Raw genomic sequence first — 11,937 nt, 5'->3', positions numbered from 1 at the left:
CGGAGCCTCAAGGGGCCCCCGAGCCGCTTCAGTTGTCCACAGGGGAGTCAATCTGCCTGTGGATAAGCCGGGTTGGCTGTGGATCAAACATCAGGATCCTGAACATCTGAAAAGCAATGGCGGACGGGTGCGGTACGGCGACAGGCTGACACCATGAGCGAAGACAGAGAAAGGGAAGCAGGGGAAGCAGGGAGAACGGGGAGAACGGGGAGAACGGGGGAAGCAAGGCAACCGGCGGAAACGGGAGGAACAGGGGAGACGGACGAGAGGGACCGGACGGACAGGACGGACGGCACGGGAAGGACCGACGACCGCCACGTCGTGAAGGTGTCCCGCTACCTGTCCCTGCACCTGCGCCACCGCCCCGACCGCATCGGCATCACCCTCGACGCACAGGGCTGGGTGGACATCGACGTGCTCCTCGCAGCCGCCGCCTGCGACGGCTTCCCCGTCGACCGCGCCGAACTGGAACGCGTCGTCGCCACGAACGACAAACAACGCTTCGCCGTCGAGAACGACCGGATCCGGGCCCAGCAGGGCCACACCGTCCCCGTGGACCTGGACCTGCCCGCGCTCACACCGCCCGCGTACCTCTACCACGGCACGGTGCCCGCGAGCCTCCCGGCGATCCGGGCCGAGGGCCTGCGGCCGATGCGCCGCCACCATGTCCATCTGTCCCCCGACCGGGGGACCGCCACCCGCGTCGGCGCCCGCCGGGGCAGACCGGTCGTCCTCGCCATCGACGCGGCGGCGATGCACGCGGCCGGCCTGACCTTCCACCGCACCGCGAACGACGTATGGCTGACCGCCGCCGTACCGCCGCGCTACCTGCGTCTCAGGAACCGCCGGTGAGACAGCTGACTCAGGCCGTCTGCCCGGCCGGCGCGACCACCGCGAACAGCGCCTGCTGCGGATCCTGGACCACGGCCATCCTGCCGACCTTCTCCAGGTCGAAGGGGGGCACCCGCACCGTGCCGCCCGCACGGACCACCGCGTCGACCGTGCTGTCCGCGTCGTCCACCGCGAAGTGCACGAGCCAGTGCGGCGGAATGCCCTCGTCCATGTTGTGCATGTCCTGGACACCGCCGACCGTGTGGCCCTGGACCTTGAACCCGGTGAACCCGGGCATGCCCGGCAGCGGCGCGGCTTCCATGCCCAACGCGTGGTAGAACTGCCGCGCTGCCGGGATCTCCGATGTGATCAGCTGGTTCCAGAGCAGCGCCCCGTGTTCGTTGACGATGCCCGCGCCGGGGAAGTCCTTGGCCTGCCACAGCCCGAACACCGCGCCCTGCGGGTCCGCGCCGACCATCATCCAGCCCAGCTCGCCGACCTGCATCGGCGGCACCAGGAGCGCCCCGCCCTCGTCCACGACCCGGCTCTCGGTGCTGCCGATGTCCGCGCTCGCGAAGTACGTCGTCCAACTGGCCGGCGGGAGCGGCTCGCCGTTAGGGGACATGGCCTGCATGATCCCGGCGACCGGCCTGCCCCGCTGGGTGCAGACCGAGTATCCGCCGAACTCCTGCGACCCCACCTCGCCCTGCCAGCCGAAGAGGTCCCGGTAGAAATCGAGCGCCGCCTGCTGGTCGGGCACCATGAGGTCGATCCAGCAGGGTGTCCCGGGCGGGTACGGATCGGTGACTTCAGGCATCTCTCGCCTCCAAGCGGGAGTTCCGCCGGCCGGGGCCGGTACGGCGGCTACCTCGTGCGCCCACGCGGTGACGCACGCCCCGCCGCCACCGGACTGCCGGGTCACCGGCCCTGGCCGGCGGTGCGGTCGTGCGACCTCGCGCGCCCACGCAGAAACCTCGCACGGCACGCCGCTTCGCGCACCGCGCTTACAGCGTCTCCCGCCCCCGCCACCCCCGCAACCAGTGCCGTCCTGTCGTGGCGGCAGACCCCGGGACCGTAGGCCCTCGTTCACCAACGCGCCCGTCCCGAAACCCCCGCCCGTCCGGCAGCCAGCTCGGTGAGGGGGTGGCCCGGGAGGGCGTGCGTGGCCGGTGAGCGCGTGGCCCGTGAGCGCGTCCGCCGTGCGGGCGGCCCCCGACGGGAGGGTCTCCGCTCCCGGTGGGGCCGGCCGACGGGAAGGCCTCCCGCTCGTGCGGGCAGCGCCCGACGGGAGGCCTCCGCCCGTGGTGGGGCCGTTCCGGGCAGCGCCTCGGCGGCTCCCGCCGTCGGTCCGGTGACCGTGGATAGGGTGGCCGCATGCGTCTGAGCACTGTGATCCTGCCGATCCGCCGCTGGCACGACAAGGGCCGGGAGGTATGGCAGCGCGCCGAGGAGCTCGGCTTCCACACCGCCTACACCTACGACCACCTGTCCTGGCGCACGTTCCGCGACACGACCTGGTTCGGCGCCGTGCCCACCCTGACCGCGGCCGCCGCGGCCACCCGTCGCATCCGCCTCGGCACGCTGGTCACCTCGCCCAACTTCCGGCACCCCGTCACCCTCGCCAAGGACCTGATGACGCTGGACGACATCTCCGGCGGGCGGGTGACGCTCGGCATCGGCGCCGGTACCACCGGCTTCGACGCGACCGTGCTCGGGCAGGACCCGTGGTCGGCGAGGGAGCGGGCCGACCGCCTCGCCGAGTTCGTGCCGCTGCTCGACCGGCTGCTGACGGAGCCCGCCGTCACCCACCGGGGCACGTACTACTCCGCCGACGAGGCCCGCAACATCCCAGGATGTGTGCAGCGACCCCGGCTCCCGTTCGCCGTCGCCGTCACGGGACCGCGCGGAATGAAGCTGGCCGCCCGGCACGGTCAGGCCTGGGTGACCACCGGTGACCCCGCCCTCTTCGAGAGCGGCACGCCGGAACAGTCGCACGCCGCGATCCGGGGTCAGATCGACCGCCTCGGCGCCGCCTGCGCCGCGATCGACCGGGACCCGGGCGAGCTGGACAAGGTCTTGCTCACCGGCTTCACCCCGGAGCGCGACCGTCCCATGTCGTCGGTCGACGCCTTCGTCGACTTCGCGGGACGCCATGCCGAACTGGGCATCACGGAGATCGTCGTGCACGCCCCGATCCCGGACTCCGACTTCGACACCGACCCCGCGGTCTACGAACGTATCGCCACCGAGGGCCTGGCCCAACTGCGCGCCTGACCACCGGTGGACGCGGGCGGGGCCGTCCCCGGGCGCTCAGAGGGGGACCCGGAATCCCTGGACAAGTGAGTCCTTCATCCGCCTCACGGATCCGCTGAGAGTGGGGTGCAGGGGAGGTCGTAGGGACCGTGTGACCGGCACACGGGCCGCCTCCCGGTATGAGGGAGAAACCTCCATGACCACTGCGTCCGTGTCCCCGTCCCCGTCCGCCTCCGGGTCCAAGGACCCCGCGCCGGTACGGAACCCGAAGATCGCGATCGTCACCGGCGCCAACCGGGGACTCGGCCGCGACACCGCGCTGCGGCTGGCCGAGGCCGGTACCGACCTGATCATCACCTACCGCTCGCACGGTGAGGAGGCCGCCGCGGTCGTCGGGGAGCTGACCGCGCTCGGCCGCACCGCCCATGTCCTGCGCCTCGACACGGCCGACGTCACCGGCTTCGCCGCCTTCGCCGACGCCGTGCGCGCGCTGCTCAAGGAACACTGGGGACGCGCGGACTTCGACTTCCTCGTCAACAACGCCGGCTCCGCCGTCGCCGGGCCCTTCACCGAGATCACCGAGGAGGGGTTCGACCTGATGGTGAACGTCCACCTCAAGGGCGTGTTCTTCCTGACCCAGACGCTGGTGCCGCTGATGGCCGACGGCGGACGCATCATCAACCTGTCCACCGGCCTCGCCCGCTTCACCCTGCCCGGCATGTCCGCGTACGCTTCGGTGAAGGGCGGGGTCGAGGTCCTCACCCGCTACCTCGCCAAGGAACTCGGCGCGCGGGGCATCACCGCCAACACCGTCGCGCCCGGCCCGATCGCCACCGACTTCGGCGGCGGCTCCGTCCGCGACGACCAGGCCACCCGGGCCGCGCTCGGCAGCCAGACCGCGCTCGGCCGGGTCGGCGAACCCGAGGACATCGGCGGCGTGATCGCCTCCCTGCTCGACCCCCGTACGGGCTGGATCAACGGCCAGCGCGTCGAGGCGTCCGGCGGCACCCTGCTCTGAGGGGACCGCGGCTTAAGGGTCCGCGCCCGCACCCCTGGGGGACCATCGCGCGGAACGCGTGAGCCGGAGGGCAGGGAACCCCTGGATCCCGGCGTCGGAAGCAGGCGGAGGCAGGCGGAGGCAGACCAGCGGCCGGAGAGACGGACAGACAGCCGGCCCAGTCGGTCGGGAATCACCGAGGTCACCGAGGTCACCGAGGTCACCGAGGTCACCGAGGTCACCGAGGTCACCGAGAGAGGGGAGCGACCGCATGGACCGGACGCAACTGGCGGACTTCCTGCGCACGAGGCGGGAGGCGCTCCAGCCGGAGGACGTGGGCCTGCCGCGCGGCCCGCGCCGCCGTACCCGCGGCCTGCGCCGCGAGGAGGTGGCCGCGCTGAGCGGCATGTCCACCGACTACTACACCCGCATCGAGCAGCAGCGCGGACCGCAGCCCTCGGAGCCCATGCTCGCCGCGATCGCCCGGGGCCTCCACCTCTCCCTGGAGGAGCGCGACCACCTGTTCCGCCTGGCGGGTCACAGCACCCCGCGCCGCGTCCTCGCCGCCGACCACGTCAATCCGGGCATCATGCGGATCCTCGACCGCCTGGACGACACCCCCGCCCTGGTCCTGAACGCGATGGGCGAGACGCTCCGGCAGACGCGGCTCGCCGTGGCCCTCCTCGGTGACGAGACCGGTTTCACGGGCCTCGACCGCAGCACCTTCCACCGCTGGTTCAGCGACCCGTTGGCCCGGCGCGTGTATCCGCCGGCGGATCACCCCCGGCACAGCAGGGTCTTCGCCTCACAGCTGCGCGCCGCGTACTCCCACCACGGTGCGGACTCCCGCGCCGGGGAGATCGTGGACTCGTTGCTCGCGACGAGCGAGGAGTTCCGCACGGTCTGGAGCGCCCACGAGATCGGCCTGTCCCACACCGCGCGAAAACGCCTGTCCCATCCGGACCTCGGCATCCTGGAGCTGCACTGCCAAGTGCTGCACGACGACAGCCAGTCCCAGGCTCTCCTGGTCTTCACCGCGACACCGGGCTCCGACAGCCACGAGAAGCTGCGGCTGCTGTCCGTGACGGGCGACCGCAGCCCGGTCCGCTGAGCCGGCCCTCGGCCATCGGACCGATCCGGCCGGCTGTCAGGGCCCGCCCGAGCTCCGCGTACGGGACAATGGCCGGGTGATCTCCCGCCCCGCGCTCCCGACCGACGCGACCGAGTCGCCGCTTCCCGCCCGTCCCCGGCTGATAGCCACCGACCTGGACGGCACCCTGCTGCGCGACGACAAGTCGGTCTCCGACCGCACGATCGCCGCGCTGGCCGCCGCGGAGGACGCCGGCATCACGGTGTTCTTCGTCACCGGCAGGCCCCCGCGCTGGATGGACGTCGTACGCGACCACGTCCACGGGCACGGCCTCGCGATCTGCGGGAACGGCGCGGTGGTGGTCGATCTCCACACCGGCGTGGCCGTCGAGGTGCGGCCCCTGCCGCGCGCCGTGGCACTCGACGTCGTCCGCGAACTGCGGGTGGCGGCGCCCGGCACGTCGTTCGCCGTGGAGTTCGCCGACGGCATCACCTACGAGCCGGAGTACCCGCGCTTCCCCCTCGACCCGGGCAGCCTCCTCGCACCCGCGGAGAAGCTGCTGGACGAGGACGGCGTCGCGGCCGGGCGAGCCGACGGCACCCTGACACCGGTCGTCAAGCTCCTCGCCCACCACCGCGACCTCACGCCTGACGGCTTCCTCACGCTGGCGCGCACCGTCGGTGGCGACCGGGCGACCTTCACCAGGTCGAGCCCGTCGGCGCTCGTCGAGGTCAGCGGGTTCGGCGTCAGCAAGGCGAGCACCCTCGCGCTGTGCTGCGCCGAACGCGGCATCTCCGCCGACGAGGTCGTCGCGTTCGGGGACATGCCCAACGACCTGGAAATGCTGACCTGGGCGGGTACGTCCTACGCGATGGGCAACGCCCACCCGGACGTCATCGCCGCCGCGTCCGCCCGTACGGTCACCAACGAGGAGGACGGCGTGGCCGTCGTCATCGAGCAGATCATCGCGCGCCACGGCTGACCCCGCCTCACCGAGCGGCGGCCGGGGCGGACCGGGACCGGAACGGCGAGGACGGATCGGCCACGACCGGGCGGCCGGCCGCGGTCCGCACCGGCCGCGGGAGCGCGAACCGGCTGAGGCCGCGCGGCGGGCACCGGTCGTGCGGCGGCCGGTCCGCCGTCGGGCCTCCAGCCCGGACCCGCTAGGACAGCTCCGGGTCCAGGGGCGCCTGCCACACCACGGTGGTGCCGCCGCCGGCCGCCCCGATGCCGCCCTCCACCCGGCTCGAACCGCCCAGCGCCTCCGCCCGTCTGCTCAGGTTCCGCAGGCCGCTTCGCCGCCCGCCCTCCGGTACCCCCACGCCGTCGTCCGCGACGGAAAGCCGTACCGCGTCCGTCCCGTCGGGCAGTGTGGCCGTGGCATCCACGACGACATCGATACGGCTCGCGTGCGCATGCCGGAAGGCGTTGGACAGCGCCTCGCGCAGCGCGGCGATCAGGTTCTTCTCCGTCAGCTCGCCCACGGCCGAGTCGACGGCCCCGACGAAGCGGGATCCGGGCACGAACCCCAGCGGGACCGCCGCCATCTTGATCTCCCGCAGGACGCGCGTCCGCAGCCCCGAGGGTTCCTCCGTCGGTGCCTGCTGCAGCGCGAAGATCGCCGTACGGATCTCCTGGATGGTCACGTCCAGCTCGTCGATCGCCCTGCCGATGCCCGTACGGACCTCGGCGGCCACCCCCCGCGCCCGCCCGCCCTCCAGCATCATCCCGGTCGCGAACAGCCGCTGGATCACGACATCGTGCAGGTCGCGGGCGATACGGTCGCGGTCCTCCAGCACCGCGAGCCGTTCGCGGTCGCGCTGCGCCTCCGCCATCACCAGCGCGAGCGCCGCCTGCGAGGCGAACTGCGCGGCGAGGATCCGCTCCGTCTCGGTGAAGCGCCGCGCCCCCCGCGCCCGGGGGGTGGCGAGCGCCCCGAGCAGCCGGCCGCCGCTCTCCAGCGGCAGCAGCATCAGCGGGCCGTACGAGTCCGCGAGGTCCGACGAGGACGAGGGTGACTCCGTCGCCGCGTCGTCCATGAACACCGACTCGCCGTCCAGCAGCGCCGCCACCACGGGGCTGGTGGCGGGAAAGACGACACCCAGCCGGCTGCTCGGGGTGTCGGCGCACACGGCCACGATCTCCAGCCCGCCGCCCTCGGCGGGCACCAGGACGATCCCCGCGTCGGCGCCCGCGAGCCGCCTGGCCTGCTCCGCGACGACGGAGAGCGGGTCGGCGGTGTCGCCGGCGTCACCGCCGGACAGCAGGGCGGTCGTGACGGCGACCGACCCGTCGATCCACCGTTCGCGCTGTCTGGCCGCCTCGTACAGACGGGCGTTGCCGATCGCCATCCCGGCGGCCGTCGCCAGGACGCGCGTCATGTGCAGGTCCTGGCCGCTGAACTCGGCGCCGTCCCGCCGGTCCGCGAGGTAGAGGTGCCCGAAGATCCGGCCCTGCACGCGGATCGGCACGCCGATCCGCTCCATGAGGTCCTCCGCCACGCCGTACGTGACGAACTCGCTGTAGTCGTCGCCGGCCTCGTCCATGACGCCGATCGCCGTGTACCGGGCACCGGACAGCTCGGCCGCCGTGGCGCAGATGCGGTCCAGGGTGGAGCGCAGCTCCAGGTCCGTGCCGATGGAGCGCATGGCCTCAAGGAGCCGCGGCACCCCGGCGCTGAACTCGACGGGGGGTTCGGTGGGGGGTTCGGTGGGGGGTTCGGACGTCATGAACCGAGACTAATCAGGTCGAATTGCCGGAGAAAGTCGACCTTCACCCGGATATCGCCCCCGACGAACGGTGCGCGGTGCACCGGCGAACCGCGCACCGGGGCGCACCGGGCCCGGGCCGCCGGCTGCCGCCGGGGGGACGATCACCCCGCGGCCAGCAGGTCCCCCGCCCTCTCACGTTCGATCATCCGGCGCAGTGGCCCTTCGACGGCGGCGAGCCGTGCGTACGGGCCCCGCTGCACGGTCCTGCCCTCGTCCAGCACGATCACCTCGTCCACCGCGTCGAGGCCGTGCAGCCGGTGCGTGATGAGCAGGGTCGTCCGGCCCTCGGTGGCGGCCAGCAGATCCGCCGTCAGGGCGTCGCCTGTCGCCAGGTCCAGGTGTTCCGCCGGCTCGTCGAGCACCAGGACCGGGAAGTCCGCGAGCAGCGCGCGGGCCAGCGCGAGCCGCTGCCGCTGGCCGCCGGAGAGCTGGGCTCCGTGTTCGCCGACGAGGGTGTCGAGGCCCCGCGGCAGCGCGTCCACCCAGTCCAGCAGCCGTGCCGCCCCGAGCGCGGCACGAAGATCCTCGTCGGTCGCGTCCGTACGGGCGAGGCGCAGGTTCTCCCGTACGGAGCTGTCGAAGAGGTGCGCGTCCTGTGCGCACAGGCCGACGAAGCGCCGCACGGAGTCCCCGTCGAGTGTGTTCGCGGCGGTTCCGCCGAGCCGCCAGCCGCCCTCGCGGGTGTCGAGGAAGCGCAGCAGCACCTGTGCGAGGGTCGTCTTGCCGGACCCCGAGGGGCCGACGACGGCGACGCGACGGCCCGCTGTCAGCGTCAGGTCGAAGCCGGTGAGCGCGTCGCGGGTGCCGTCCGGGTACCGGGCGCTCACCCCGTCGAGGCGCAGCGGGAACGGCGAGTCGGGGAGCGCGGCGGGCCGCTCGGGCTCCGCCACCGCCACGGGCGCGTCGAGCACGTCGTACACGCGCTCGGCACTGCGTCGCGCCCGCTGCCGGAACTGCACGGCGAGCGGCAGCCCGGTGACCGCCTCGAAGGCGGCGAGCGGAGTCAGTACGACGACCGCGAGCTGGACGCCTGGCAGCCGCCCTTCGCGGACCGCCTGGGCGCCGACGGCCGCCGCGGCGGCCACCGTCAGGCCGCAGACGAGGGCCGAGAGCCCGGCGCCGAGTGCGGTGGCCACGGCCCCCCGCGACACCAGTGAGGTCAGCTCCCCGTCGGCGGTACGGGCCCCGCGCAGCCGACGCGGCAGCGCACCGGCCACGGTGATCTCGCCGAGACCGCGCAGGAGTTCCGCGACCCGGACCGCGAGAGCGCCGCGCGCGGGAGCGAGCCGCAGCTCCGCACGGCGGGCGACCGCGCCGCTGAGCGCGGGCACGGCGACCCCGGCGAGCAGCAGTCCCCCGGCGAGCACAGCGCCCGCCGCGGGCAGCAGCCAGGCAGTGAACGCCACGGTCGCGGCGGAGACCAGAAGCGAGGACCCCGCGGGCAGCAGCCAGCGCAGCCAGTAGTCCTGGAGCTGGTCCACGTCCGAGACGAGCCGGGTCAGCAGATCCCCGCGGCGGGTGGTGCGCAGCCCGGCGGGCGCGACACGTTCGAGACGCCGGTAGACGCCGACGCGGACCCCCGCGAGCAGCCGCAGCACCGCGTCGTGCGACACCAGGCGCTCGGCGTACCGGAAGACGGCCCGGCCGATCCCGAAGGTGCGCGTGGCGGTGACAGCGACCATCAGGTAGAGGACGGGCGGGTGCTGGGAGGCGCGCGAGATGAGCCAGCCGGACACCCCCAGCAGTCCGATGGCGGAGGCGAGCGCGAGGCTGCCGAGCAGGAGCGCGAGCAGCAACCTGCCCCGCAGCGGACCCGCGGCGGTCCGCACCCGGGCGAGCGGCCTCCGCGCGGGTCCGACTGCGGATGCGGACAGCGGGTGCTCAGGGCGCGACTCCGCAGCCGGGGCAGGATCGGGACCGACGGCCGAACCGAATCCGGCCCCGGCCCCGGCCCCAGCATCCGCCTCGGTCAGGGCCCCGTTCGGGGTCACGGGTGCGGGCGTGGTCGTGGGCACGGGTGTGCCTTCCGAACGCTCCCCCAGGGCCTGGCGCGTCAGGTGCTCCTGCGTCGTGCCGCGTTGCGCGGCACGCAGCCCGGCCAGGACGCGTGCCGTGTCGGCGGTGGCGTGTCCACCTGTGCCGCCGGCCGCGAGACCGGTTCGCGGCTCGCCGGCCGTGGCGATCGCGGGCCGTCCCCACCGTACGGGCCGAACGGGCAGTGCGGCCCGTACGGGCGCCGCCTCCACCACGGAGGACACCGTCCCGGCCCCGGGCGCCGTCGCCCGCGCCTCCGGTGCCGTCGCGGCCGACACCGCCGTCCCGACCACGGTCTGTGCGGTCCCCGTCCGCTCCGTCGTCGTCAGTGTCACCACCCGGTCGGCCGCCGCGAGCAATGCGGGCCGGTGCGCCACCAGCAGGACCGTGCGGCCGGCCGCGAGGCGCCGCACGGCGTCCACGATCCCCGCCTCCGTCGCGCCGTCCAGCGCCGCGGTCGGTTCGTCGAGCAGCAGCAGCGGCCGGTCCGCGAGGAACGCGCGTGCCAGCGCCAGCCGTTGCCGCTGACCGGCGGACAGGCCCGCTCCGTCCTCACCCAGTCCGGTCTCCGCACCTTGGGGGAGCGCCGCGACGAAGTCGTACGCCCCGGCCTCCCGAAGCGCCGCCCACACCGCCGCGTCGTCGGCGTCGGGCCGTGCGAGGCGCACGTTCTCGGCGATGCTGCCCGCGAACAGGTACGGGTTCTGCGGGACCCACGCCACCTGTTCCCGCCACGCGCCCAGGTCCACGTCCGCGAGGTCGGCCCCGCCGAGGCGCACCCCACCCTCCGTCGGACGCGTGAAGCCCAGCACCACGGCGAGAAGCGTGGACTTCCCGACACCGCTCGGCCCCGCCAGCGCCACGGTCTCACCGGGCTCGACGGTCAGTGTCGCCGCGTCCAACGAAGCGACCGAGCGGCCCTCGTGGCGTACCGTCACGTCGCGCAGTTCGAGGCGGACCGAGGCGGGCGCCACCGTGCCCCCACCGCGCGGCGAATCGCTTTCCAGAACCGCGAAGATCTCCCCCGCGGCCGACAGGCCCTCGGCCGCCGCGTGGTACTGGGTGCCCACCTGCCGGATCGGCAGATACGCCTCGGGCGCGAGGACCAGGACGACCAGCCCCGTGTCCAGATCCAGGTCGCCATGGACCAGCCGCAGACCGATCCCGACCGCGACGAGCGCCACCGACAGTGTCGACAGCAGTTCCAGGGCGAAGGACGACAGGAACGCGATGCGCAGTGTCCGCAGCGTCGCCTGCCGGTACTCGGAAGTGATCGCGCGAATCGACTCGGCCTGCGCCTTGGCCCGTCCGAAGACCTTGAGCGTCGGCAGCCCGGCGACCACATCGAGGAAATGGCCGGACAGCCGGGACAGCAGCTGCCACTGGCGGTCCGTCCGCGACTGGGTGACCCAGCCGATGAGCGCCATGAACAGCGGGATCAACGGCAGGGTGACCACGACGATCGCCGCGGAGACCCAGTCCTCGGTGACGATCCGCGCGAGCACCGCCACCGGTACGACGACCGCGAGGCCGAGCTGCGGCAGGTACCGCGCGAAGTAGTCATCCAGCGCGTCCACCCCGCGGGTGGCCAGCGTGACCAGCGAGCCGGTGCGCTGTCCGCTCAGCCAGTCCGGCCCCAGTTCGGCGGCCCGCGCCAACAGGCGTCCGCGCAGCTCGGACTTGACCGCGGCGCTGGCCCGGTGGGCGGCCAGCTCGGTCAGCCACGCGACCAGCGCCCGCCCCAGAGCGACTGCCCCGAGGAGCAGCAGGGGGTCGCGGAGGGATGTGAGCCCCGCACCGTGGTGGAACGCGCCCACCACGACCTCCGCGATCAGCATCGCCTGCGCGATGATCAGCCCGGCGCCCAGTGCCCCCAGGGCCACCGTGGCGACGAGGAAGAACCGGGTCGCCCGTGCGTAGCGCAGCAGTCGGGGATCAATTGGTTTCACGTGAAACACCCG

At 73.5% G+C, this 11,937-nt stretch carries 8 protein-coding genes; 5 read left to right on the top strand and 3 right to left on the bottom strand.

The genetic code is table 11. The features are described 5' to 3' along the window. Window positions 1-321: 321 nt before the first annotated feature. A complete protein-coding gene (locus tag OG310_RS18235; protein WP_329456935.1) occupies window positions 322-852 on the top strand; it encodes an RNA 2'-phosphotransferase in 531 nt (176 codons plus the stop codon). A 10-nt stretch (window positions 853-862) separates the two neighbouring features. On the opposite strand, the gene OG310_RS18230 is transcribed toward OG310_RS18235, so the two are convergent. Then, entirely contained in the window at window positions 863-1,648 is a 786-nt protein-coding gene (locus OG310_RS18230) for a VOC family protein (protein ID WP_329456934.1), read from the bottom strand. 557 nt (window positions 1,649-2,205) lie between these two features. Here OG310_RS18230 and OG310_RS18225 point away from each other — a divergent pair. The 4 genes from OG310_RS18225 (at window position 2,206) to OG310_RS18210 (ending at window position 6,153) form a co-directional block, all read left to right on the top strand. Next, window positions 2,206-3,105, top strand: a complete 900-nt coding sequence (locus OG310_RS18225) for an LLM class flavin-dependent oxidoreductase (RefSeq protein ID WP_329456933.1) — start codon at window positions 2,206-2,208, stop codon at window positions 3,103-3,105. Between the two features lie 175 nt (window positions 3,106-3,280). Then, window positions 3,281-4,102 carry an SDR family NAD(P)-dependent oxidoreductase gene (locus tag OG310_RS18220; protein ID WP_329456932.1) on the top strand — a complete coding sequence of 274 codons (822 nt, stop codon included), beginning with the start codon at window positions 3,281-3,283 and terminating at the stop codon, window positions 4,100-4,102. Between the two features lie 250 nt (window positions 4,103-4,352). Continuing rightward, a complete protein-coding gene (locus tag OG310_RS18215) occupies window positions 4,353-5,192 on the top strand; it encodes a helix-turn-helix transcriptional regulator (protein WP_329456931.1) in 840 nt (279 codons plus the stop codon). Between the two features lie 76 nt (window positions 5,193-5,268). Beyond that, a complete protein-coding gene (locus OG310_RS18210) occupies window positions 5,269-6,153 on the top strand; it encodes a Cof-type HAD-IIB family hydrolase (protein ID WP_329456930.1) in 885 nt (294 codons plus the stop codon). 181 nt (window positions 6,154-6,334) lie between these two features. Here the strand turns inward: OG310_RS18210 and OG310_RS18205 are convergent, their stop codons facing one another. Both OG310_RS18205 and cydD read right to left on the bottom strand, forming a co-directional pair. After that, window positions 6,335-7,900: a GAF domain-containing protein gene (locus OG310_RS18205; protein WP_329456929.1), complete on the bottom strand. Its 1,566-nt coding sequence runs from the start codon at window positions 7,898-7,900 to the stop codon at window positions 6,335-6,337. Window positions 7,901-8,043: 143 nt separating this feature from the next. After that, window positions 8,044-11,925 carry a thiol reductant ABC exporter subunit CydD gene (gene cydD, locus OG310_RS18200; protein WP_329456928.1) on the bottom strand — a complete coding sequence of 1,294 codons (3,882 nt, stop codon included), beginning with the start codon at window positions 11,923-11,925 and terminating at the stop codon, window positions 8,044-8,046. Window positions 11,926-11,937 lie beyond the last annotated feature (12 nt).

The sequence above is a fragment of the Streptomyces sp. NBC_01497 genome, assembly GCF_036250695.1.
In the GTDB taxonomy this organism is placed as follows: domain Bacteria; phylum Actinomycetota; class Actinomycetes; order Streptomycetales; family Streptomycetaceae; genus Streptomyces.
The sequence above is the reverse complement of the archived record's forward strand: the minus strand, read 5'-3'. Positions and strand labels throughout refer to the sequence as shown.